Here is a 25,528-nt window from a genome sequence, read left to right on the forward strand (position 1 = left end):
ATTAACGCTCAAAAATACCGAAATCAACTACAAGTTCAATAGTATAACCCAAATTACACTGACTACTAAAAAACTGCAAACTGATCACTGAGTACTTTCTTAACCTACATTAAGTGCCCTCTTCATCCAATGGTTGTAAATTTGTATTATAATAATCACTAAATTTAATTCATCATGGAAAATACAGTATTACATAAAGCAGACACAAGAGGACACGCTGATCACGGATGGCTGAATGCATACCATAGTTTTAGTTTTGGAAGTTGGTACAATGCAGATCGTGTGCAGTTTGGAGCCTTACGAGTTTTAAATGACGATACGATTGCTGCAGGAATGGGTTTTGGTACACATCCACATGACAATATGGAAATTATCACCATTCCGCTTGAAGGAGATTTAGCTCACAAAGACAGCATGGGAAATACGGAGATCATCAAAAATGGCGATGTGCAAGTCATGAGCGCTGGAACTGGAGTAAAGCATAGCGAATTCAATCCAAACGACGACCAAAGAACGAAATTGTTGCAAATTTGGGTTTTTCCAAACAAACAAAATGTCGAACCTAGATACCAACAAGTCACTTTAAACCCCGAAGAAAGAAAAAACAAACTACAACAAATTCTTTCGCCAAATGCAGAAGATGAAGGTGTTTGGATTCATCAGGATGCTTGGTTTCATTTGGGTAAATTCGACAAAGGGATGACAGCAACTTACAATCTAAAAAAAGAGGGCAATGGTGTTTATGCATTTATACTTTCTGGCAGCATAACGATTAACGGACAAGAGTTAGGAACCAGAGACGGCTTCGGAATTTGGGATGTTACTGCTCTGGACATTGAAGCAACTTCAGATGCTGAGTTTTTATTAATGGAAATTCCAATGAAACATTAATAACGACCCAATTATGACTGAAATAATAGAATTAGAACACAATGATCAAAAGGGTACGTTTTATTTTAAACTAGATGACAAAACCGAAGCAAAAACGACATTTGTCTTTGCCGGTGCAAATAAAATCATCATCGACCACACTGAAGTAAACCCCAATAACAAAGGAAAAGGTTTTGGCAAAAAATTAGTACAGGAAGCAGTCAAATTTAGTCGCGATAAATGCATTACAATTCTTCCGCTTTGCCCGTTTGCCAAAAGCGTTTTTGACAAAACCCCTGAATTCAGAGATGTTTTGTAATCTAGCCCCAAAGGCATAATTTTAAAAATTAAAGTATGGAAAATGTATTAGAAAAAGATATCACGGGACATATAAGCACTCAAAAGTATTTGTGCACTATCACTTGGAGAAACGGCCAATTTATAATGGATGAACCCGAGAGTATTGAAGGAAAAGACCTTGGGCCAGATCCTTTTTCTACACTCCTAGCCTCTTTAGCCGCATGTACGTTATCGACTTTGAGAATGTATATTGATCGAAAAGGATGGGATATTCCTGAAATAAATATTTCGTTAAACTTTTACCAAGAAAGCGATCCTGAACTCACTACAACAATTTCGAGATCAATTAGTTTTCCAACAGAGATTGAAGACGACATAAAGAATCGATTATTAATTATTGCCGAAAAATGTCCGGTGTCGAAACTATTAAAAAACAATATTGTAATCAACACAACACTATAATTATGGACTCTAAAGACATTAAAAAGGAATATACCAATGGTGAAGTTACCGTGGTATGGCAATCTGCCAAATGCATTCATTCAGGAAACTGTGTTCGCAACAATCCTGAAGTGTTCCAACCCAGAGAAAAGCCTTGGATAAAAATTGATGCTTCTTCGACGGAGAAAATTATAGATACCGTAAATAAATGCCCTTCGGGAGCATTAACCTATTATAAAAATAAATAAAAATGAAAAAAATTATCGCTTTTGGTGCTTCATCGAGTAAAGACTCTATCAATAAACAACTAGCTACTTATGCCGCCGGACAATTTGAAAACGCATCAGTAGAAGTTTTAGATTTGAATGATTATGAAATGCCAATTTTCTCAACCGACAAAGAAACCGCAACTGGAATTCCAGCATTAGCCACTGATTTTTATGCTAAACTAGGAACCGCAGATTTACTTGTCATCTCTTTTGCAGAACATAACGGTGCTTATTCTACTGCTTTTAAAAATATTTTTGACTGGACTTCAAGAATTCATGCTAAAACATTCCAAGAAAAACAAACCCTCATATTAGCTACATCACCTGGGCCAAGAGGAGGAAGTTCTGTTTTAGAAATTGCGAAAAATCGTTTTCCTTTTCAAGGCGCTGTTGTCAAAGGAAGCTTTTCGTTGCCTAGCTTCAATGAAAATTTTGACACTAAAAATGGAATCACTAATGCCGATTTAAACAATCAGTTATTAGAAATCATCAATGCAATCGAATTGTAATTTACAACCATACACTCAGTAATTACTACTGTTTTATTGCAAAAGCGTTGTTATATAGACAACGCTTTTTTTCGTTTATTGAAACACTGCTCTTTCTCTATAGCCCTGATGGAAGTGAAAATCCTTTATCGTCTCGTCCTCGAACGAGACGATAAAGATTGCAGCGTACAGCAGGAGAATTGTTGATTAGAGGAACTAAAGTTGGTGCTCCTAAAAAAAATAGTATTTTTGCAGACGGTTTTATTTCAATCATCAGATAAACTTGAAACCTTAAACTTTAAACAACTTTTTATGAAAGCATATGTATTTCCAGGTCAAGGCGCGCAATTCACAGGAATGGGTAAAGACTTATACGAAAGCTCTGCATTAGCAAAGGACTTATTTGAAAAAGCAAACGAAATATTAGGTTTCCGTATCACAGACATTATGTTTGAAGGTACTGCCGAAGAATTGAAAGAAACCAAAGTAACGCAACCAGCGGTATTTTTACATTCGGTTATTTTAGCTAAAACTTTAGGTGCTGATTTTAAACCAGAAATGGTAGCGGGGCATTCATTAGGAGAGTTTTCGGCATTAGTTGCTAATGGCGCTTTGTCATTTGAAGACGGATTAAAATTAGTTTCGCAACGTGCTCTTGCAATGCAAAAAGCGTGCGAAATAACCCCTTCCACTATGGCGGCAGTTCTAGGACTTGCTGACAACATTGTAGAAGAAGTTTGTGCTTCTATCGACGGTGTTGTAGTAGCTGCAAACTATAACTGTCCTGGACAATTAGTGATTTCGGGAGAAACATCAGCTGTTGAAGCAGCTTGTACTGCTATGAAAGAAGCGGGCGCAAAACGCGCTTTATTACTACCAGTAGGTGGCGCATTCCACTCACCAATGATGGAACCTGCAAGAGAAGAACTAGCAGCGGCTATTGAAGCGACTACTTTCTCTACTCCCATTTGCCCAGTATATCAAAACGTAACGGCAACTGCAGTATCCTCTCCAGAAGAGATCAAAAAAAACTTAATCATCCAATTGACAGCTCCAGTAAAATGGACACAATCTGTGCAACAAATGATTGCTGATGGCGCTACTTTATTTACAGAAGTAGGTCCAGGAAAAGTATTGGCTGGATTGATTGGGAAAATCAATAGAGAAGCAGTTACGGCGAATGCATAATTAGCTACTAATTGTAAAAACATATAATCCTCACAACGAAAATTTGTGAGGATTTTTTATTTATCTTTATACAAGGAATGAATATACTCCCCTCAATAATTTATAAAACACACAAACATGAAAAAAACACTTTTAGGATTAGCAGTTGTTGCAACTTTAGCGATGGTTTCTTGTAAACAAGAAACTAAAGACCAAGTAGGTGAAGCTACTGATGCAATAGGTACAGAAATGGGTGACGCTGTAGACACAGCAGCCGTTAAAGTTGATGCAGCAATGGACTCCACCAAAGTAAAAATGGGCGAATCTCTAGAAAAAGGCGCTGAGAAAATGAATGCTGCAGGCGAGAAAATGAAAGAAGCTGCAAAAAAATAATATTCTTAGAATAGACTGTCAATTGGCAGTCTATTTTTTTATCTAAAAGCTTCTATTTCTTGCTTTTACGGCTGTATCAGTAAAGTCAGAGAAAACTCCATCGATTCCTAATTTATAAAAAGCTTGGTATTCTAAAATTGGGTCATTATTGTAATCGCGGAGCAAACGGTGACTTTCGTTTCTAAAAGTATAGGTATGCACTTGCAATCCTCTTTTATGCGCTTCTGATATTAAGTTTGTAGGTGACAATGCCGTTTTATCTGAATCATCTACTTTCCCGTCCTTATTGATATCGTCTGGCTTACCATCATGATCTGCGTCCATACCTTTATACGGAATAATAAAGGGTTTCCAAGGAGATATTCCCGTTGCATACGTTTTAGCAAAATCTAATCCCGCTGCTGTTCTAAAAAAACCAAAGTCTCGTTTATCGCCTTTTAAGTACCAATCATAAGGCATTCCGTCAGAAATAAATTCGCCTTCAGGAACAGTGAAAATCAAATCCCCGTTTAGCGACACATCATAACAACTCAATAACTGAATGGTTTTTACGGTAGATTTAGACCGGATGTGTTGCAAATTTGTAACCTCAAAAGACTGTATATAAACAGGCGCTTCTTGATTATTCCAGCCAGCCGCTGTTAATTCCTCTAATAACTTATCTGTAATGTGTAAATTTTGCGCTTCATGAAAAGAAGGATGCTTTGTTTCGGGGTAAATTCCAATGGTGCGTCCTAATTCTTTTGATTTTTGTTTTGCCAAAGCAATCACTTCTCCAAAAGTCACTATTGCGTATTGATTGTTGTATTGTTGTGGCCTTTCGGCAAAAGCCTGTTTGGCTCGCAACTGCTTTATTTCTGCCAAGGTAAAATCAGACACAAACCAATCAGTAACTGCTTTACCATCTAGATTTTTGGTTGTTTTTTTTGCCGCAAATTCGGGAATCTCAGAAACATTAGTGGTTCCAGACAACATAGGTTCGTGTCTTACTACTAGAAAACCATCTTTTGTCATCACCAAATCAGGTTCGATGAAATCAGCACCCATTTTTATGGCGTTAGTATATCCTTCAATAGTATGCTCAGGCAAATACCCTGGTGTACCGCGGTGTCCAATAATTAGGGCTTGCTCACCACTTAAAGTACGCTGTTTTTGAGTTGTAGTTATTGTTTTATTCCTATCATGACTTTTACACGATACTATTAAAATCAGACTCAAAAACAGCACACTTTTCTTTATCATTATTTTGCTTTTCTAACTTTTTGCTCCCATTTCCAGGCACTCGCCATAGCTTCTTCAAGTGTAGATTGCGCTTTCCAGCCTAGAACCATATTCGCTTTATCTGTATTAGCATAAGCCGAAGTAATATCTCCTTCTCTGCGGGCTACAATTTTATAGGGTAATTTTTGTCCGCTTACTTTTTCGAAAGCTTTGATCACTTCTAATACTGAACTCCCTGTTCCTGTGCCTAAGTTGAATGTTTCTACTTTAGCGACATTCTTTTTATTTAACAATCTTTGTAAAGCGATGACATGGGCTTTCGCCAAATCAACTACGTGAATATAATCACGTACAGCTGTTCCATCAGGCGTTGGATAATCATCTCCGTAAACAGAAAGTTCTGTACGTAATCCAAAACCGGTTTGCGTAATAAACGGCACCAAGTTTTGCGGTACTCCAATAGGTAATTCTCCAATTTCGGATGAAGGATGCGCTCCTATCGGGTTGAAATAACGCAATAAAATCGCGTTTATATTAGATACTTTAGCAACATCAGTGATGATTTCCTCCCCAATTTGCTTGGTATTTCCATAAGGAGACATCGCAGCTTGAATCGATGCATCTTCATTAATTGGCATTGTTTCAGCTTGACCGTAAACAGTGCAAGACGAACTGAAAATAATGTTAGCTTCGTTCATTTTCTGCAATTCCTGCAACACATAGACTAAGGCATTGATATTATTTTCATAATACAACAACGGATTCTCGACGCTTTCACCTACCGCTTTAGAAGCTGCAAAATGGATTACGCCTGAAATATCATGGTGCCTTTTGAAAAAATCCTGTACTTTATTCTTATCCCGTAAATCCAATTTTTCGAATGCCGGAATTTTTCCTGTAATGGCATCGATACCGTCTAATACTTTTAATGAGGTATTAGAAAGATCGTCTACAATTATAACATCGAAGCCTTCGTTTTGCAATTCGACAACGGTATGAGATCCTATAAAACCTAAACCTCCTGTTACTAGTATTTTCATTTTACTTCTTTATGGGTTGGGCTGGTTTAATAGCCCTGATTGAAACGACATCCTTTTTATCCTGAACTTGTTTCAAGATGCTGAAACAAGTTCAGAATAAAAAGATATAGTGGAAAGCAGGAAATAGCTCCTGAAAAAATTATTTAAAAAACTCCAAAACGCTACACGTTATGAATTCTATTTGTTCGTCATCTAATTCAGTATGCATTGGAAGCGAAATCACTTCTTTTACCAACTGATTCGTTACCGGAAAGTCTTCTTCTTTATATCTTGAATCCAAATATGCTTTTTGTGAGTGCAATGGAATTGGGTAATAAATCGCACATGGAATATCTTTGCTTAACAAATGTTTCATCAAACCGTCTCTGTCTGCATCTACAATACGTAAGGTATATTGATGAAAGACATGGCAGTCGCAGATGTCGCAAATATTTGGCGCTACAATATTTTTATGCCCTTCAAATGCAGCGGAATATTTACGAGCTGCATCTTGTCTGGCTTTGCCATATTGATCCAACAAAGGTAGTTTAGCGTTCAAAACTGCCGCTTGAATACTATCTAAACGAGAATTTACACCTACCACATCATGATGGTAACGTTCGTACATTCCATGATTTACAATTCCGCGAAGTTTGTGAGCTAATGCATCATCATTTGTAAAAATGGCTCCACCATCTCCATAACATCCTAAATTTTTAGATGGAAAAAAGGAAGTTGAAGCTACATGACCAATAGTTCCGGCTTTCTTCTTGGTTCCATCAGAAAATTTACAATTGGCTCCAATGGCTTGCGCATTATCTTCGATCACATATAAGTTATGCTCTTGGGCAATTGCCATAATCGCTTCCATATTAGCCGCACGACCAAATAAGTGAACGGGTACTATTGCTTTTGTTTTTGGCGTAATTGCTTTTCTAATTGCATCAATAGAAATATTCATGTTGTACAAATCTACATCGACCAAAACGGGAGTTAATTGCAATAAAGCAATTACCTCAACTGTTGCGGCAAAAGTGAAATCAGCAGTAATTACTTCGTCACCGGGTTTTAAATCTAATCCCATCATGGCAATTTGCAAGGCATCTGTTCCGTTTGCACAAGGAATTACATGCTTAACATCAAGATACTCTTCTAAAGATTTTTGGAATTGGTGAACCTGTGGCCCATTGATATACGTATTGGTATCTAAAACTTCTTGAATTGAAACATTAACTGTTTCTTTTATTTTTTCGTATTGACTTTTTAGGTCAACCATTTGGATTTTTTTCATTTATATTTAATTTAAACCAATTAACCTCTACGTTCAAAAAAGATCCAAAACCCCTAAAATATGCAGATTGCTATTTTACGATTCAGTTGCATCGCTTTTATAAATTGAAGTAATTCTTTTAGACTTTATTAAAACTCTTACTTGCAAAAATATGAATTTAAGCACTAAGATTTAAATGATAAACAAAAGAAACTGTATTTTAGCAAAATAAAAATTCCGGTATGCTTTTTCTTTATAACATAGTAATTCAAATTACTGGTTCATTACTCAACTTCATTGCACTGTTCAATTCAAAAATCAAGCTTTTTGTCGATGGCCGAAAAATTGTTTTCACCACTTTAGAACAAAAAATAAAGCCTTCAGATAAAACGATTTGGTTTCATGCTGCCTCATTAGGGGAATACGAGCAAGGTCTACCAGTAATAGAAAAAATCAAAGATAAATATCCGCTTCACAAAATAGTAATCACTTTTTTTTCACCGTCTGGATACGAAGTGCGCAAAAACAACACCGTAGCAGACGCAACAGTGTATTTACCGTTAGACTCCAAAAAAAATGCGCAACGATTCTTAGATCTCGTTCATCCCGACATGGTGTTTTTTATCAAATATGAATATTGGCTGAATTATTTAAATGAATTGAACGAACTAAATACGCCTACCTATCTAATCTCTGGAATTTTCAGAGAAGAACAAATGTTCTTTAAATGGTACGGAGGCTTTTACAGAAAAGCATTAGATACTTTCAGCTACTTTTTTGTACAAAATGAAGGATCAAAAAAATTACTACAGCAGTTAGGAAAAACTAATGTGGTCGTTTCAGGTGACACCCGCTTTGACCGCGTTGCCGCTATTTTAGAAAAAGACAATGATTTAGATTATATTTCACAATTCAAAAACAACACCCTGACAATAGTAGTAGGCAGCTCTTGGCCTAAAGACGAAGCCCTATTGTTGGATTTTATAAATTCCAATACACTGAATGTAAAATTCATAATCGCTCCTCACAACATCAAAGCAGACCAAATTGAACAGTTAAAAAATAGCATCACAAAAAAAACAGTGTTGTTCTCAGAAATGCAGGAGAAAAACCTAGAGGATTTTGATGTATTTATAATTGACACTATTGGTATTCTAACTAAAATCTATAGTTATGCCGACATCGCATTTGTAGGTGGTGGTTTTGGAAATCCTGGAGTCCACAACTTACTGGAGCCAGCTACTTTTGGAGTTCCAATCGTTATTGGTCCAAATTATTCTCATTTTGCGGAAGCAACTGCTTTGGTCAATATGGGCGGATGCATCTCTGTTTCCGACGAAACAGAATTAATTGCTGCTTTTAAAGATTTAATTGTAGACGATAGCTTCCGAAGTGAAAAAGGTCATATCTGTAGCACTTTTGTTCAAATGAATAAAGGGGCGACAAATCTAATCATGAAAAACATTGCGAAATAGCATTGAGATTTAGTCCCTATTCCTGGTTTAAAAGACCGAATAGTTCTTTGTAATTATAGAAAATGAGTTCCTAATTTATCCCAAAGATAATTTTGGTCAACCATCATCAAAATATCATTTTCAAAAAAAAGTAAACTAACCGTTAAAATACCTAGACTGACTTACCCGTATTTTCTTCTATAAAACCCTAATTTATTTACTCTCAATTAATTAAAAAACCTAGCGCTTCTATTTCCGAAAAAGAGTCTCTTTTATAATCACAAAAAACGGATCGTTACTAAATTGATGGCAGCCATCAAAACATTCTCCTCTACATTCCTCATCAATAGGGACTGTGGCTGTAAAAACGAGCAAATAAAAAAAAACAAAAATATTTTAAAAAAAAAACAAAAAAAAAATTTACATATCAAATATTTTATATCTTTGCGTCGAATTAATAATTAACCTTTATATTAAATTAAGATGAAAAAAGTATTTTTAAGTTTAGCTGTTGTTGCTGTTTTAACTGTTGTATCTTGTAAAAAATCTGACGCTGCTGCTGAAGAAACTATGGCTGCTGACACTACTGTTGTAGCTGTTGATTCTGTAGCTGTTGATACTGTTGCTGTAGCTGTTGATTCTGCTGCTGTTGAAGCACCTGCTGCTGAGTAATTTTAAATTACATCACAAAATTAAAGCCATCCGCGTAAGCGAGATGGCTTTTTTTATTTGTAACAATCCCTAAAGGAAAAGGGTCTCTGAAATAATTATTTCAGAGACCCTTTTCCTTTAGAACTATTAAAAACAACTTGCGTCAATCTTCAAAAACAAAATTATTATTCGAGAAATCTAATATCTCCGCTTTTGAGCCATATTTAGTTATTTCAAGGATCCCTTTTTGAACCATCAACTCCGTACTATACTTTCTACTTGTCGCCACTACCTCATTTTCAACCACTACCCTAAAGAAAAACTTTCCCTTAGTTGTTTTAAACTTCACATAAGAACAGGACTCTAAAACTGAACGTATATGTTCTGCCGCAGACTCACAGTCCATGCGTAACTCATATGCATTACTCGTAAAAATTGTCTTTCCTTTTCTGGAAGTAAATTCAAACTTATAATCACCGCTAAATCTTTTACTAATTACAATAGTCGCCATAAATAATTGTTGAAATAAAATATACCACCAGAAGCAAAGGCTAAACTTCCCTTTACGATAACAAACTAACCATAGAAAACTAACCCTCCGAAAATACAACCTTAAATTAACACCTGCCTAAAAAAGCTTCAGTTTTAAACAAAAAAAAAGCTCCAAACATAGTTTGAAGCTTTCTTAGTACTCAGAGCGGGACTTGAACCCGCACGAACATTGCTGTTCACTGGATTTTAAGTCCAGCGTGTCTACCAATTTCACCATCCGAGCATTATATGGTGTCGAGCGAAAAACGGGGCTCGAACCCGCGACCTCGACCTTGGCAAGGTCGCGCTCTACCAACTGAGCTATTTTCGCATTTTCAATCCTTAAAAAGAACCACGATACTTGTTCTGTATTGCGGATGCAAATTTAGGACATTTATTGAATTAAACAAGCCTTTTTTAGAAAAAAAATCAATAAAAAAGCTAACGTTTTGATAACCTAAACTTTAAAAACAAAAAAAATTATTTTCGAGTAAGCATTCTCTTAATTTCATTGAGTTTCATCAAAGCTTCAACAGGAGTTACGGTATTTATATCAAGATTTAAAATCTCTTCTTTGATTTCCTCCAATAAAGGATCGTCTAAATTAAAGAAACTCATCTGCATTTCGTCCTTTTCAGATTTGATTCCGTTCAACATATCACTAGAATGGTTCTTCTCTAATTTTTTCAAGAGCTTTTGCGCTTTCAAAATTACGATTTGAGGCATTCCAGCCATTTTTGCTACATGAATTCCGAAACTATGGGCACTTCCTCCTTTTACCAATTTTCTAACAAAAAGAACCGTGTCTTTTAACTCTTTTACTGCCACATTATAATTTTGAATTCGAGGCAATGACTCACTCATCTCATTTAACTCATGATAATGTGTGGCGAATAATGTTTTAGGTTTAGACGGATGCTCATGTAAGAATTCTGCAATTGCCCAAGCAATCGAGATTCCGTCATAAGTACTCGTCCCCCTTCCTATTTCATCTAGCAAGACCAAACTCCTGTCTGAAATATTATTCAAGATCGAAGCCGTTTCATTCATTTCCACCATAAAAGTAGATTCTCCCATCGAAATATTGTCGCTGGCACCCACTCTGGTGAATATTTTATCGACTACTCCCATTCTCACGCTGTCTGCAGGAACAAAACTTCCCATTTGAGCTAAGAGCACAATTAAAGCCGTTTGACGTAAAATAGCTGACTTTCCAGACATATTAGGACCAGTGATCATGATCAACTGCTGAGTTTCTCTATCAAGAAAGACATCATTAGCAATATATGGCATACCCACTGCTAATTGTTTTTCGATAACAGGATGTCTTCCGTTCTTAATTTCAAGCTCGAATGTTTCATCTAGTTCAGGGCAAACATATCTATTCTCAATTGCCAATTGAGTAAAAGAACACAAACAATCCAACTGAGCTACTAAATTAGCATTAAGTTGAACTGGTTTTATATACGTTGCAATCCAAGCAACCAATTGCTCAAACAACTCTGATTCTATTTTATGGATTTTTTCTTCGGCACCTAGAATTTTTGCTTCGTATTCCTTTAGTTCTTCAGTAATATAGCGCTCTGCATTCACTAAAGTTTGTTTTCTAATCCATTCGGTAGGCACTTTATCTTTATGCGTATTTCGAACTTCTATATAATAACCAAAAACATTATTAAACGAAATTTTCAACGAGGTAATCCCTGTTCTCTCCGACTCTCTTGCTTCGATTCCTTCTAAAAACTCTTTTCCTGAAGTAGAAATAGCACGCAGTTCATCTAATTCGGCATTAACACCTTTTGCAATAGCATTCCCTTTAGCAACAGCGACCGGTGCATCTTGATTTAAGGTAGTTTTTATTTTTTCCCTTAATAGGTCGCAACTATGCAAACTATCTCCAATAATTTTAACTGCTTCTTGCGAACTCTCTAAAGCCAATCCTTTGATAGGAATAATCGCGTCTAAGGATTCTTTCAAATAAACTACTTCACGTGGTGATACTTTTCCTGCCGCTATTTTAGAAATGAGACGCTCTAAGTCAGAAATTTGCTTAATTTGATATTGCATTTTTTGCAATACTTCCTGATTTTCCTGCAAATAAGAAACAACCTGATGGCGACTTCGTATTTTATTGCTGTCCTTTAAAGGCAGTGCCAACCAACGTTTCAGCAAGCGACCACCCATTGGCGAAAGCGTTTTGTCAATAACATCAAGTAGCGTGACTGCATTTGGGTTGTAGCTATGGTATAATTCCAGATTCCGAATCGTAAATCGATCCATCCACACATAAGCATCTTCGGCAATTCTTTGAATCGCTGTGATATGCTGTACTCTATTGTGTTGTGTTTCGGACAGGTAATATAAAATAGCTCCTGATGCTATAATTCCTTCCTTCAAATCCTCAATACCGAATCCCTTTAAAGACGCTGTTTGAAAATGCTTAGTTAGGATTTCGAATGCGTAGTCTTCTTTATAAATCCAATCCTCTAAATAAAAACAGTGATAGTCATGTCCAAAGTTTTCTTTGAAATCATTTTTATTATTTTTTTGAATCAAAACCTCGCTAGGGCTGAAGTTTTGCAATAGTTTGTCTATATATTCAGCATTTCCTTGAGCCGTAAGAAACTCCCCGGTTGAAACATCTAAAAAAGAAATTCCGATTGATTTATTAGCAAAAAAAACGGATGCCAAAAAATTATTTGTTTTAGATTGTAAAACCTCATCATTCATAGAGACTCCCGGAGTCACAAGCTCGGTCACCCCTCTTTTTACAATCGTCTTAGTCATTTTAGGATCTTCGAGTTGATCACAAATGGCGACACGAAGCCCTGCTTTTACTAATTTTGGTAAATAAGTATTTATGGAATGATGCGGAAAACCTGCTAATGCCGTCTCTGTTGCAGAACCTGCACCACGCTTTGTCAGGGTTATTCCCAATATTTTTGAAGCCCTGACAGCATCGTCTCCAAATGTCTCGTAAAAATCACCTACTCTGAACAATAAACAAGCATCGGGATACTTCCTTTTGATTTCGTTATATTGCTTCATTAACGGTGTTTCCTTAACCTCTTTATCTTTAGATGCCAACTTATATTGTATTTAATTAATGTAAAATGTGACAGCGAATTTAAATATTTTATAGTGAATAACTATCACTTCAAAAATTAAAACCATTTTTAAGGAAAAATTAAGCAATTGGCATGATTTTTTCTTTAAATTTGTTCTACTAATCATTAAAACGAATAAAAATGAAGAAAATATTTTTACTTGCGATGCTAACTGTTCTTGGAGCAGCTACTTCTTGTGCACAAGAAACTACAAAAAAAATAAAAGCAACAGCTGCTAAAGTTGCCAAAGTAGACGGAGCAGGGATGGTTTTTGTTTCTGAAACAATTGATTACGGAACAATTGCACACAATTCAGACGGAAAACGCGAATTTGTTTTCACTAATAACGGTACTAAACCTTTAATTATCACTAATACTCAAGGTTCATGTGGTTGTACTGTTCCTACGTCTCCAAAAGAACCAATTGCTCCAGGAGCAAAAGGAATTATTGGTGTAAAATATGCAACGGACAGAGTTGGAGCCTTCACTAAAACAGTGACAGTAACTTCAAATGCTGACGGACAAGCAACTAAGATCCTTACGATAAAAGGTGTTGTTTTAGGTGATGATGCTTCAAAAAGCTAAATTTTAATTACAATATTATAAAAAAGCTTCCATAGTTCCGGAAGCTTTTTTTATTTGAATAAACCCCAAAATAATGAGAAAGCTAGAAAACAGCGAATTAGAAAGAAAATCCGTTGAAGATTTTAAAAGTTCAGAAAAGACATCTATTATTATTGTCTTAGATGACATCCGCAGTTTACACAACATTGGCTCAGTATTTAGAACTGCCGATGCTTTTTTAATTGAAAAAATATATTTGTGCGGTATCACCGCAACACCTCCAAATAAAGAAATTCACAAAACAGCGCTTGGAGCAACCGAAACGGTAACCTGGGAACATAATGAAAGTGTTCTTGAAGTAATTGATAAATTAAAAAAAGAAGCCGTTACTACACTCGCCATTGAGCAAGTGGAAAGCGCTATTTTTCTTCAGGATTTTGAAGTGGAGAAAAACAAAAAATATGCTTTGGTCTTTGGGAATGAAGTCCATGGTGTCTCTCAAGAAGCAGTTGCATTATGTGACGGATGTATCGAAATTCCACAATTAGGGACTAAACATTCTTTAAATATCTCGGTAAGCGCCGGGATTGTAGTTTGGGATTTATTTCAAAAAATGAATTGGCCGAAGTGATTTTTGATTAAAAAATCAATACTTTTATCGCATGAGTAATTCTTTTTTTTCCAAAATAATTTTAGTGTCGTTGATTTTTATTTCAAATACGAATTATGCGGCAACTCCATATAGTTTCATAAAAAAAGACTATCCTTTTTCCAATCACTACTATAAGAATAAGTCAACCTCTTCATTTGCGAATATCGCACCTGAAATTGTAGCAACTGGGAATCAAGTCTACTGCCCGCAAACCAATATTAAAATCGTGACTGATGTCACAATAACAGATCCAGACGACAGCGGCACCGATGCAATCTATATCCAAATATCTTCTGGTTATATAAACGGACAGGACAATATAATACTTACGGGATCGCACCCTACCATTACTTGGAGTTGGGATGCAACTGCAGGAAAACTAAAATTATTCAGTCCAACAAACACACAAGTAACCTACACCGATTTTATCGCTGCTATAAAAGATATTGAATATTACAATTTGTCTATTTCTCCATCTGGAATACGAAATTTCTCCATCAGCATAGGGCAGGCTAACTATTTGCCATCAAACGGTCATTATTATGAATATGTTTCCAGTCCCGGAATATCTTGGACAAATGCAAAAAATGCTGCTGCTTTAAAAAGCTATTATGGGCTACAAGGTTATTTAGCCACAATCACAACTGCAGATGAAGCGCAGTTAACAGGAGCCCAAGCGGCCGGAAATGGTTGGATTGGTGGTAGTGACCAGCAAAGCGAGGGAGTATGGAAATGGATGACAGGCCCAGAAGTTGGTACTGTATTTTGGAATGGAGGAATAAACGGTTCAACCCCAACCTACGCAAATTGGAATATAGGAGAACCAAACAACAGTAATAATAACGAACATTATGCTCATGTGAAAGCACCAGGAGTTCGTGGGACACCAGGTTCTTGGAACGACCTTCAACTAAACGGAGATGCAACAGGCGATTATCAATCAAAAGGTTACATTGTTGAATATGGCGGAATGGCTGGAGATCCTATTTTAAAAATAGCAGCTAGTACTACAATAACAATTCCCAAAGTAACAAGTACAACTGCAAACTCTCGATGTGGATCAGGAACTGTCACTCTCCAGGCAACTTCTTCAGACGGTGCAATAAATTGGTACGCAAATGCAAGTGGAGGGACTTCTTTAGCAACAACTAACAGTTTTACAACTCCAATTTTACCAACGACAACTTCCTATTATGTTGATGCTACAAATGGAAATTGCCCAACTACACCTAGAATAGAAGTTATTGCTACCATAAAACCATCGCCTACAATTACAGCAACTACTCCAGGTTCAGTCTGCATTTCTGGAACTGCAACTTTAGGAGCAGTAGCCTCCGCGGGAACGATCAATTGGTATAACGTTTCCACTGGCGGAACAGCTTTGGCCACAGGAACAACGTTCATGACCCCTAGCATCTCCACCACAACAACCTATTACGTTGACGCCATTTCAAATGGTTGTACAACTCCATCACGAACTGCAATTAGCGCTACAGTTAATAATGCTCCCACGATTATAGCAACAGCTGCGGGATCTCGTTGTGGTTCTGGATCAGTAATTCTAGATGCAACTCCTTCGGCGGGAAATGTAAACTGGTATGATGTTGCCACTGGTAGCTCGCCATTATTTACTGGAAATTCATTTTCGAGCCCAAGTATCAACACCACAACCACCTATTACGCCGAAGCGATTTTAAACGGGTGTGCTGGCTCAAGAACCCCTGTAACAGCCTCAGTATATCCAATAAATGCTTCAACTGAAAAAATTATTTTATGTCAAGGTCAAACCACAATATTAGATGCTTCAATACCAAATATGCTCTATTTATGGTCACCAGGAGGAGAAACTACTCAAACTATTGCAGTTTCAACAATAGGTAATTTCAGCGTGACAATTAGTTCCCCTACAGTTATTTCTTGTGACTCGAAAACGAATATTAGTGTAATGGAGCATCCCCAACCTATCATCAACTCAATTACTGTAGACGAAAATTCAATCGTCATACAGCTCGAAAACCCCGAAAGCTATTTTGAATACTCGATAAACGGCGTAGATTTCCAAGCTTTAAATCAATTTTCATATATCCCTACTGGTCAATACACCGCTTTTGTAAGAGACAATAACGGTTGTAATATAGTAACGCAACAATTCACCATCTTTACTATTCCTAAATTTTTTACACCAAATAATGACGGTTTCAACGATGTATGGGAAATAAAAGAGATGGGCGACTACCCTAATTCAAGCACTCAAATTTTTGATCGATATGGTAAATTAATAATAGAATTAAACGCTGTTAATTATAGTTGGGATGGAAAATTCAATAGTGAAAATTTACCTGCAGATGATTATTGGTACCACTTAAAACTAGACAATACTAAGCCCGGAATAAAAGGCCATTTTACATTAAAGAGATAGTTAACTCGCAATTTTCTTTCTGATTTCTTCTAAAATATAAAGATAATCTTCTTGATTTTTTACGAAATCTTTGTCGGAAACATCAATAATCAAAACATTCAATTCCGTCTGTGATTTAATATAATCTAAGTAGCCGCTATTAATTTTGTCCAAATAATCCGCAGGGATTTTTTGTTCGTAGCTTCTGCCCCTTTTCTTTATATTTTGCAAAAGGCGTTCTGAGTTTTGATATAAATAAATATACAAATCCGGTTTAGGCATTTCTCTATAAACAATATCGAAAAGATTGCGATAGAGCCTGTATTCATCTTCTGCTAACGTTATTTTAGCAAAAATCAATGATTTAAAAATATGATAATCTGCAACTATAAAATCTTTAAACAAATCAAATTGCGCTAGATCATCTGACAACTGCTGATACCTATCGGCCAAAAAAGACATCTCAAGCGGAAAGGCATAACGATTTTGATCTTTATAGAACTTTGGTAGAAAGGGATTGTCTGCAAAGCGCTCTAGCACCGTTTTAGCATTAAAATCTTCAGCAATTTTAGTCGCTAAAGTTGTTTTTCCTGCTCCAATATTTCCTTCTAATGCAACATAATTGAATTGTTCCAATGCAATACTTTGCAATGGACTTTCTACTGTTTCTATCGCTTGACACACACTCTGATCTGAAGAAATATCCACCAATTCTGAAATACTCTTTTTCAAAACAGGATGCTTCCAATCCAAATTTAAGTCTTGAATCGGCAACAAAACAAATTTTCTATCTTGCATCAATGGATGTGGGACTTGGAGCTTTTCAGAATCTATTATTTCTTCATCATAAGCAATCAAGTCAATATCGATAAGTCGAGATTGGTATCCTTTTTCATCAGTGCGAATACGCCCCAATTTCTTTTCAATCTTTAAGGCTTGAGTAAGAATCTTATGTGCCGAAGTAAAAGTGTGTAAAACTAACGCACAATTATAAAACGCGTCACTATCGAAACCCCAAGATGGAGTTTCATATATTCTGGAGACTTTAATTACCGTACCAATTTCTTGATGTATCAATTCTATACAATGCTTCACGTTTTCAAGCCTATTCCCTTGATTACTGCCTATGGATAAAATAACTTGATGTTGTGATTTCATATTAGGCACAAATTAACTAAAAGAATTTTAGAATTAGCGATATATTTGTACAAAGTGTATATGCTAATTTCAGTTTTTGCAAATGTAAATCTGTAACGATTCTACATTTTTCGCTACTAATAAATAAAAATATAATTATGAAGTTTTTAGGAAATGTATTGGCGACCATTATCGGTCTATTTATTTTTTTTATGTTGTTCTTTTTTGGAATACTAATTATCGGAGCAGTCTTTGGTGGTGATTCCGAAACGATAAAAGTCAAAAATAATTCTGTAATCGAATTAAATCTCGAAGATATCAAGTATGATTACGCCGGGAAATATGAAGATCCTTGGATCACTATTTTTGCCGATAAAAAAAGCGTAGGACTAACTGATGTTATCAAAGCGATAGAAGAAGCCAAAACAGATGATGATATTAAAGGTATATCCATCTTGAACAACCAATCTTCCTTAGGAATGGCACAAAGCAAAGCCTTGAGGGATGAATTAGAAAGTTTTAAAAAATCAGGGAAATTTGTAATGGCTTATGCCAATTCCTACACCCAAAAAGAATATTACCTTAATTCAGTTGCTAGCCCTATCTATATAAATCCTGTAGGAGATATGGATTTCAAAGGATTATCTGCTGAACTTATGTTTTTTAAGGATTTTCAGGAAAAAACTGGAGTAAAAATGGAAGTGATACGCCACGGAAAATACAAAAGTGCTGTAGAACCTTTTCTTGAAAATGAAATGAGTGACGCCAACAGAGAACAAGTTACGGCACTGTTAAATTCCGTTTGGAATTCAGTTACTGCCGATATTTCGAAAAGTAGAAACATATCAGTTGATAAACTTAATGAAATTGCAAATGGCCTTCTTGCTCGAACTCCAGAAATGGCAAAAGAGCAAAAACTAGTCGATATTATAGCCTATGAAGATGTCTATCATGATGCTATCAAAAAAGCGTTAAAAGTGGAAAAAGACGAAGATTACAACAAAGTTAGCATCTTTGACTACACAAAAAAGATGACTACCACTGGAATAAGTACAGATTCAAAAAATCAAATTGCCGTTATCTATGCACAGGGAGAAATTCAAAGTGGTGAAGGCGATGTCAACACTATAGGAGAAGGTTCAATGCGTCGCTCTTTGCAGGAAGCAAGAAAAAACAAAGATGTAAAAGCGATTGTACTTCGTATTGACAGTCCTGGAGGAAGCGCACTTACATCAGATCTAATTTGGAGAGAAGTGGAACTAACTAAAAAAGTAAAACCTATAGTAGTTTCTATGGGTAATTATGCCGCTTCGGGAGGATATTATATCGCTTGTAATGCTAATACTATTTTTGCACAAAACAATACTATTACCGGCTCTATAGGTGTTTTTGGTATATTACCAAACTTTAGTCAGTTGACAACAAAACTTGGCATCCATACACAGCAGGTAAAAACACATGAGAATTCTGCTAGCTATAGCCCATTTGTTCCATTGGACGAAAAATTTAAAGCGGTAACTCTAGAAGGTGTAGAACATATTTACAAAACATTTGTAACTCATGTAGCTGAAGGACGAAAAATGACTTTTGCTCAAGTAGACTCCATTGGACAAGGAAGAGTTTGGGCAGGTTCAGAAGCTATTAAACTAGGTCTTGTAGACAAAATAGGAGGCCTTGATGATGCGATACATGAAGCAGCAGCTTTAGCAAAAATAAAAAGCTACAAAACACAGAACTATCCTGAATATAAAAAAGATTTAAATGATCTTTTTGCCGACTTCCCTTTTTCACAATCCAAAGAAACCTTTATAAAAGAGGAAATAGGAGAAGAAAACTATAAAATATTACAAGAAATAAAAAAGATAAAATCTCAAAAAGGAGTCCAAATGGCAATGCCATTTGAAATAAACATTCAATAAGTAAGATAGCTTTAAAAACTAAATCCGTTTGATCTCTTTTCAAACGGATTTTTTTATGCTTCTACAAATTAGTATTGTCATGTAATTTGTCAGTTCATATATAATGAAAAAGGAGCAATACATTATTTATGAAAACTTTAGAGTATCACTAATTCATAAAATGTTATTTTTGTAAATAAAGTACGGCAACATATTTGCTATATAACCTGAAAACAAAACATCTAAAAACATATGCTAAGTAAAATTTTAAAAATAATCGGAAGTATACTTATTCTCCTTGCGGTAACTTTATTTGCGGTTCCTTATTTTTTCAAGGATCAAATAAAAGCTAAAATTACAGAAGCGATAAATAAAAAAGTAGATGCAAAAGTCAGTTTTGAAGATGCTGATTTGAGTCTCTTTAAAAATTTCCCCAATGCTAATGTTACTTTATACAGATTGAATATTATTAACAAAGCGCCGTTTGAAGGCGACACATTAGCATCAATAGAAGAAATAGATTTAAAAATGTCTATTAAGGAACTTTTTAAAGGAAAAGACAAAGCCATGGATATTCAAGGAATAGCTACAAAAAATGGTATGATAAACATTTTATTCAACAAGGACGGAATTGGCAATTATGACATTGCCATAAAAAATGATGATACGAGTAATGCAAGTAAGCCTTTGACGCTAAACATTCAAAAGTATGAGCTTGAGAACTTCAAGTTCAAGTACTTTGACGAAAGCTCCAAAATAAAAATGGTGATTGACAGTATAAACCATGAAGGAACTGGTGACTTTGCAGCCTCAAAATTGGATTTGGTTACAAAATCTACCGCAAAAATAACCCTTGACATGGATAAGGTCAACTATATGCAAAATGTTCCTTTGACATTAGACGCCGTTTTAGGGATAGATTTAGAAAATAGCAAATATACTTTCAAAGAAAACAAAGCGCTAATCAATCAATTGCCCTTAGAATTTGACGGATTTATTCAACTCGTCGATGCTGGTCAGGAATATGATTTAAAATTTAAAACACCTACGTCCTCCTTTAAAAATTTCCTTGGAATTATCCCCGCAGTATACGCTGCAAATTTAGATAATGTAAAGACTACAGGTGATTTCACCGTGGTTGGTTTTGCAAAAGGATTGTATTCAGATACAACGGTACCAAAATTCAATATCGACATCGCTTCAAACAATGCTTCTGTTCAGTATCCTGATTTACCAAAATCAATTCAAAATATCATAATCGACAGTAAAATTATAAATGAAACTGGAATTTTAAACGACACCTATATCAATCTTGACAAACTGTCTTTTAGAATAGATCAAGATGTTTTTAATGCGAAAGCAAACATTAGAAATATTACTAAAAATGCAGTTGTTGATGCTGTATTAAAGGGAACAATCAATTTAGCAAATGTATCAAAAGCTTATCCTATAAAATTAGAAAAACCGTTAACCGGAATTTTAAAAGCGGACGTAACGACTAAGTTCGACATGCAGTCTGTGGAGAAAAGCCAATATGAGAATATCAGGAATGCTGGTAGCATGAGCTTATCCGATTTTAAATATGCAGATGAAAACGGTAAAACAATGAACATTAGCAAAGCCTTGATTCAGTTTAATCCTAGTCAGGTGAATTTAAAACAATTTGACGCTACAACTGGAAAAAGTGACTTAAGTGTTACTGGAATTTTAGAAAATTTTTATGGCTTTATTTTTAAGAACCAAGAATTGAAAGGAAATTTCAATCTGAATTCAAATCAATTAGACGTTAGCGATTTCATGACTACAGCAGAAGCCGGTAATACAGATACAAAAACAGAAGCGATGAAAATCCCTGCTTTTTTAAATGCTTCGCTTACCGCCAAAGCTAATACGGTATTGTATGATAATTTAACATTGAAAGACGTATCTGGAAAATTGATTGTAAAGGACGAGAAGCTAACAATGGAAAACATAAAAACGTCTATTTTCGATGGAGTTATCGGCTTAAATGGAGCTGTTTCCACAAAAGAAAAAGTACCTACTTTCAACATGGATCTTTCGCTGAAGCAAGTGGATATTGCAAAGTCATTTACCCAATTGGATATGTTAAAAAAATTGGCTCCTATAGCAGGAATTATCAATGGTAAATTAAATTCCACAATCAAACTGAACGGAAATCTTGACGCCACTGCCATGAGACCTGATTTAAAAACATTAACGGGGGATTTATTGGGACAACTACTTTCGACAACTCTAAATTCTACCAATTCCACTTTATTGACTGCATTAGGTTCTAATTTAAAGTTCATCGACGTAAGTAAAATCAATTTAAACGATCTAAAAGCGGCTATTACTTTTAAGGACGGAATGGTAAGCGTAAAACCTTTTAACATCAATTATAAAGATATTAAAGCAACTATAGGAGGAACGCATGGTTTTGACCAAACGATGAACTACAATATCAAATTTGATGTACCTGCTAAATATTTAGGGACAGAAGCCAATGCGTTAATCGCAAGACTGACTCCGGCAGAAGCAGCTAAATTAGAGAACTTTCCAGTTAATGCTTCATTGACCGGAAATTTTACGAATCCGAAAATATCCACAGATATTAAAACTGCAGTTACCAATCTGACCAATCAATTGGTACAGCAACAGAAAGAGCGATTATTAACTCAAGGGAATTCTGCTTTAAGTGATTTTATCACTAAAAACAAAAAGCCAACCGACACGACACAAGCGGTAATTCCAGCCACAAAGGAAGCTGTTAAAGTACAAGCCCAAGAACAAATTAAAACGAAAGCAACCAATTTGCTGAATGGCTTGTTAAAGCAACCTAAAAAAGCAGTAGACACCACAAAAGTGAATTAACAATTATAGAGACAGTTTGTCATTTTGACGAAGGAGAAAATTTTTTAACGAAATTCCTCCTTCGTCGGAAAGACAATATTACTCTCGTTTTTTTAACTATTAAATTGCCATTACTACTTTTCAGCTAAACCGAAATCGTTACTACATATCCCTCAGAACTACGGATATTAAAAACGGTTCCATCTTCAAATAAAAGATACTGCCCTTTTATTCCAGTTAATTTCCCCGTGAAATTGGGCGTCTTTTCTAGGCTTAAACTTTTTACTTTTGTTGGGTACTCCAACACTGGATAATGCATTTCGTATAAATCATTTTTATTCAAAAAGAAATACTCCTGCACTTCTGACGGAATTAAATTTTCAAGTTTTAATCTTTCGGCTACTAAATCAACGTGTTCTACGTTATTGGTTAACATCTTACGCCAGTTGGTTTTATCAGCATAATGATTTTTTAACGCTACCTCAGTGATTCCTGCTAAATAACGATTAGGCACTTCCACAATAGAGATAGCTTCATTTGCGCCTTGGTCAATCCATCGCGTAGGCACCTGTGTTTTTCGGGTCACTCCTACTTTTACCTCACTCGACAAGGCTAAATAAACAATATGCGGCTGCAGTTGCACTTTTTCCTCATAAGCTAAATCTCTATCCTGAATCCCGAGATGAGCAGTACTCAGCTCCGGTTTCATAATCCAATCCCCGACTGCCGCACTCGAATAAAAACAATCGTAACAAAATCCCTGACGGAATATTTTTTTCTTCTTTTTACAATTCAAACATTGGTATCCCACGAAATTGATTTCAAGGTTTTTATCCAATAATTGATTCACATTTAAAAAACTGTCTTCAAAAACTAAATAATATTGAATTGGGTTCCCGAATTCAGTTTGCATTTTAGTAAGTACTCCTTCGTATTGCATAGGTTTGATTGTGGATTATATTTTTTATCTTTAATAGATAGATTTTTTAGAACTGCCTATTTCATAGCTTGAAATGATAGGCAATCGTTAGGAATTCTATAATTTTTTACTATTTTTGATAACGTTGTAAAGTTAGTATTTGTTATTTGATATTCAAATGCTAATTCTAAAAAGCCAATCCTAAAACCCAACCTTTAAAAATGCCAATTCAATTAATAAATTCATTTGCCTCTTGGGTTCTAAAACAACGAATCCATCAGATCGAACTTTTCCTGAAATACCCAAATGAGGTACAGGACGAGTTACTTATGAACTTAATTCAATCTGCAAAAAACACAGGGCTAGGCAAGGAATATGACTATGCTTCCATAAACTCTTACACTACTTTTGCCGAAAGGGTTCCTATCAGTACGTATGAAGAATTCCAACCCTTGATCGAACGCACCCGCAACGGGGAACAAAATCTATTTTGGGAAACCCCTATTAAATGGTTTGCAAAATCAAGCGGAACGACTAATGCCAAAAGCAAATTTATTCCAGTAAGCCCAGAGGCCTTAGAAGATTGTCATTATAAAGGAAGTAAAGATTTGTTGTGCATGTATTTGAACAACAATGAAAACTCTGAACTCTTTACTGGTAAAAGTCTTCGTTTGGGAGGTAGCTCTCAAATATACGAGGACAACAACACTTTCTTTGGTGATTTATCTGCGATTCTAATTGAGAACATGCCTATTTGGGCTGAATTCAGCAGCACACCGAGTAATAAGATTTCACTTATGAGTGAATGGGAATCAAAAATTGCCGCTATTATTAATGAAACCAAAAAAGAAAATGTAACCAGTTTTGCCGGAGTCCCTTCCTGGATGCTAGTTTTAATGAATAAAATGCTCGAGGAAACGGGAAAAGCAAACCTGCTTGAAATTTGGCCAAACCTCGAAGTTTATTTCCATGGCGGCGTGAATTTTGAACCTTACCGTGAACAATACCAAAAAATACTCCCTAAAAAGGATTTTAAATATTACGAAATATACAATGCTTCCGAAGGATTTTTCGCCATTCAGGATCTCAACAATTCAAGTGACCTATTGTTAATGCTCGATTACGGAATCTTCTATGAATTTATCCCAATGGATACTTTTGGAACACCGGATCAAAAAGCAATCCGTTTAGCTGATGTAGAAATTTTTAAAAATTATGCGATTGTCATCACGACTAATTCCGGATTATGGCGTTATCTGATTGGTGACACGGTTCGTTTCACTTCTTTAAGTCCTTACCGTATTCGAGTGACCGGAAGAACAAAGCACCACATCAACGTATTTGGAGAAGAGTTAATGGTCGAAAATACAGATCTAGCTATTGCCAAAGCCTGTAAAATGACCCAGAACGAAGTTGTAGATTACACCGTTGCTCCAGTTTTCATGATTGACAAAGAAAAAGGAGCGCATGAATGGATGATTGAATTTAAAGAGACTCCAAAATGCATTGACACGTTCCGAAACATATTAGACGAAACATTACAAAATCTAAATTCTGATTACGAGGCCAAACGAAGCAATAACATGACGTTAAATCCGTTAGTTATTAATGTAGCCCGCAAGAATTTGTTTTACGACTGGTTAAAGCAAAAAGATAAATTGGGAGGGCAACATAAAATTCCAAGATTATCTAACCAAAGAGATTATTTGGAACAATTAAAAAATATGCAGGTTAAAATATTATGCTAAAGAATGATTAGAAAATTATTTTACATCTTAACAGCACTACTTCTCCTCAGTTCCTGTGGACCGCACCGCATGGGTTGTGGAGCACGCGGAATTTGCAACAGTCCACAACAATTAGAATCGGTACAACCTGAAAAGAGTATACCTATTAAAAATGTCGGATAATAATACAAGTTAAAAACAG

General features: G+C 35.6%; 23 protein-coding genes and 2 tRNA genes. 16 read left to right on the forward strand and 9 right to left on the reverse strand.

All coding sequences use genetic code 11. The annotated features are described in order from the left end of the window. Positions 1-174: 174 nt before the first annotated feature. The 7 genes from AAC069_RS02005 to AAC069_RS02035 all read left to right on the forward strand — a co-directional run bounded on the left by AAC069_RS02005 (position 175) and on the right by AAC069_RS02035 (position 3,928). Positions 175-891: a pirin family protein gene (locus AAC069_RS02005; RefSeq protein ID WP_339918850.1), complete on the forward strand. Its 717-nt coding sequence runs from the start codon at positions 175-177 to the stop codon at positions 889-891. Between the two features lie 13 nt (positions 892-904). Then, positions 905-1,189 carry a GNAT family N-acetyltransferase gene (locus AAC069_RS02010; protein ID WP_339918851.1) on the forward strand — a complete coding sequence of 95 codons (285 nt, stop codon included), beginning with the start codon at positions 905-907 and terminating at the stop codon, positions 1,187-1,189. Positions 1,190-1,224: 35 nt separating this feature from the next. Continuing rightward, positions 1,225-1,632 (forward strand): OsmC family protein, encoded by a 408-nt coding sequence (locus tag AAC069_RS02015; RefSeq protein WP_339918852.1) that lies wholly within the window; start codon positions 1,225-1,227, stop codon positions 1,630-1,632. 2 nt (positions 1,633-1,634) lie between these two features. Then, the gene (locus AAC069_RS02020) at positions 1,635-1,859 is read left to right on the forward strand and encodes a (4Fe-4S)-binding protein (protein WP_339918853.1); all 225 of its coding nucleotides are present in this window, start codon (positions 1,635-1,637) and stop codon (positions 1,857-1,859) included. 2 nt (positions 1,860-1,861) lie between these two features. Continuing rightward, a complete protein-coding gene (locus AAC069_RS02025; protein WP_339918854.1) occupies positions 1,862-2,389 on the forward strand; it encodes an NAD(P)H-dependent oxidoreductase in 528 nt (175 codons plus the stop codon). A 291-nt stretch (positions 2,390-2,680) separates the two neighbouring features. Continuing rightward, positions 2,681-3,556 (forward strand): ACP S-malonyltransferase, encoded by an 876-nt coding sequence (gene fabD, locus AAC069_RS02030; protein ID WP_339918855.1) that lies wholly within the window; start codon positions 2,681-2,683, stop codon positions 3,554-3,556. 117 nt (positions 3,557-3,673) lie between these two features. Further along, positions 3,674-3,928, forward strand: a complete 255-nt coding sequence (locus AAC069_RS02035) for a hypothetical protein (protein ID WP_339918856.1) — start codon at positions 3,674-3,676, stop codon at positions 3,926-3,928. Positions 3,929-3,970: 42 nt separating this feature from the next. On the opposite strand, the gene AAC069_RS02040 is transcribed toward AAC069_RS02035, so the two are convergent. From AAC069_RS02040 to AAC069_RS02050, 3 genes are all read right to left on the reverse strand, one after another. Further along, a complete protein-coding gene (locus AAC069_RS02040) occupies positions 3,971-5,170 on the reverse strand; it encodes a glycerophosphodiester phosphodiesterase (RefSeq protein ID WP_339918857.1) in 1,200 nt (399 codons plus the stop codon). Beyond that, entirely contained in the window at positions 5,170-6,189 is a 1,020-nt protein-coding gene (galE, locus tag AAC069_RS02045; RefSeq protein WP_339918858.1) for a UDP-glucose 4-epimerase GalE, read from the reverse strand. Before galE ends, AAC069_RS02040 begins: the two co-directional genes overlap by 1 nt. Positions 6,190-6,328: 139 nt before the next feature. Continuing rightward, positions 6,329-7,459 carry a DegT/DnrJ/EryC1/StrS family aminotransferase gene (locus tag AAC069_RS02050; RefSeq protein WP_339918859.1) on the reverse strand — a complete coding sequence of 377 codons (1,131 nt, stop codon included), beginning with the start codon at positions 7,457-7,459 and terminating at the stop codon, positions 6,329-6,331. A gap of 221 nt (positions 7,460-7,680) precedes the next feature. On the opposite strand from AAC069_RS02050, the gene AAC069_RS02055 reads away from it, so the two are divergent. Next, positions 7,681-8,913 (forward strand): glycosyltransferase N-terminal domain-containing protein, encoded by a 1,233-nt coding sequence (locus tag AAC069_RS02055; RefSeq protein ID WP_339918860.1) that lies wholly within the window; start codon positions 7,681-7,683, stop codon positions 8,911-8,913. A 462-nt stretch (positions 8,914-9,375) separates the two neighbouring features. Continuing rightward, positions 9,376-9,564, forward strand: coding sequence for a hypothetical protein (locus AAC069_RS02060; RefSeq protein WP_339918861.1), 189 nt, complete (start codon positions 9,376-9,378; stop codon positions 9,562-9,564). A 142-nt stretch (positions 9,565-9,706) separates the two neighbouring features. Here the strand turns inward: AAC069_RS02060 and AAC069_RS02065 are convergent, their stop codons facing one another. The 4 genes from AAC069_RS02065 to mutS all read right to left on the reverse strand — a co-directional run bounded on the left by AAC069_RS02065 (position 9,707) and on the right by mutS (position 13,161). Next, on the reverse strand, positions 9,707-10,054 hold the full coding sequence (locus tag AAC069_RS02065; RefSeq protein ID WP_339918862.1) for a YegP family protein: 348 nt from the start codon (positions 10,052-10,054) through the stop codon (positions 9,707-9,709). Between the two features lie 178 nt (positions 10,055-10,232). Beyond that, a tRNA-Leu gene (locus tag AAC069_RS02070) sits at positions 10,233-10,318 on the reverse strand. A gap of 14 nt (positions 10,319-10,332) precedes the next feature. After that, positions 10,333-10,405: transfer RNA gene (locus tag AAC069_RS02075), tRNA-Gly, on the reverse strand. Positions 10,406-10,554: 149 nt separating this feature from the next. Continuing rightward, positions 10,555-13,161 (reverse strand): DNA mismatch repair protein MutS, encoded by a 2,607-nt coding sequence (gene mutS, locus AAC069_RS02080; protein ID WP_339918863.1) that lies wholly within the window; start codon positions 13,159-13,161, stop codon positions 10,555-10,557. A gap of 161 nt (positions 13,162-13,322) precedes the next feature. Between mutS and AAC069_RS02085 the strand changes: the two genes are divergently transcribed. From AAC069_RS02085 to AAC069_RS02095, 3 genes are all read left to right on the forward strand, one after another. Further along, positions 13,323-13,766, forward strand: a complete 444-nt coding sequence (locus AAC069_RS02085) for a DUF1573 domain-containing protein (protein WP_339918864.1) — start codon at positions 13,323-13,325, stop codon at positions 13,764-13,766. 73 nt (positions 13,767-13,839) lie between these two features. Next, positions 13,840-14,376: an RNA methyltransferase gene (locus AAC069_RS02090; protein ID WP_339918865.1), complete on the forward strand. Its 537-nt coding sequence runs from the start codon at positions 13,840-13,842 to the stop codon at positions 14,374-14,376. 31 nt (positions 14,377-14,407) lie between these two features. Further along, positions 14,408-16,816 (forward strand): T9SS type B sorting domain-containing protein, encoded by a 2,409-nt coding sequence (locus tag AAC069_RS02095; protein ID WP_339918866.1) that lies wholly within the window; start codon positions 14,408-14,410, stop codon positions 16,814-16,816. Here the strand turns inward: AAC069_RS02095 and folK are convergent, their stop codons facing one another. Beyond that, positions 16,817-17,953 (reverse strand): 2-amino-4-hydroxy-6-hydroxymethyldihydropteridine diphosphokinase, encoded by a 1,137-nt coding sequence (folK, locus tag AAC069_RS02100; protein ID WP_339918867.1) that lies wholly within the window; start codon positions 17,951-17,953, stop codon positions 16,817-16,819. Positions 17,954-18,090: 137 nt separating this feature from the next. Here folK and sppA point away from each other — a divergent pair, with 137 nt between their 5' ends. Together sppA and AAC069_RS02110 are read left to right on the forward strand one after the other, a co-directional pair. Further along, positions 18,091-19,851, forward strand: a complete 1,761-nt coding sequence (gene sppA / locus AAC069_RS02105; RefSeq protein ID WP_339918868.1) for a signal peptide peptidase SppA — start codon at positions 18,091-18,093, stop codon at positions 19,849-19,851. Between the two features lie 231 nt (positions 19,852-20,082). Continuing rightward, on the forward strand, positions 20,083-22,701 hold the full coding sequence (locus AAC069_RS02110) for an AsmA-like C-terminal region-containing protein (protein WP_339918869.1): 2,619 nt from the start codon (positions 20,083-20,085) through the stop codon (positions 22,699-22,701). Positions 22,702-22,825: 124 nt separating this feature from the next. Here the strand turns inward: AAC069_RS02110 and AAC069_RS02115 are convergent, their stop codons facing one another. After that, positions 22,826-23,620, reverse strand: coding sequence for a DUF2797 domain-containing protein (locus tag AAC069_RS02115; protein ID WP_339918870.1), 795 nt, complete (start codon positions 23,618-23,620; stop codon positions 22,826-22,828). A gap of 200 nt (positions 23,621-23,820) precedes the next feature. Between AAC069_RS02115 and AAC069_RS02120 the strand changes: the two genes are divergently transcribed. Both AAC069_RS02120 and AAC069_RS02125 read left to right on the forward strand, forming a co-directional pair. Next, positions 23,821-25,347 (forward strand): GH3 auxin-responsive promoter family protein, encoded by a 1,527-nt coding sequence (locus tag AAC069_RS02120; protein WP_339918871.1) that lies wholly within the window; start codon positions 23,821-23,823, stop codon positions 25,345-25,347. Positions 25,348-25,350: 3 nt separating this feature from the next. Continuing rightward, positions 25,351-25,509, forward strand: a complete 159-nt coding sequence (locus tag AAC069_RS02125) for a hypothetical protein (RefSeq protein ID WP_339918872.1) — start codon at positions 25,351-25,353, stop codon at positions 25,507-25,509. Positions 25,510-25,528 lie beyond the last annotated feature (19 nt).

It is taken from the genome of uncultured Flavobacterium sp. (genome assembly GCF_963974175.1).
GTDB lineage: Bacteria > Bacteroidota > Bacteroidia > Flavobacteriales > Flavobacteriaceae > Flavobacterium.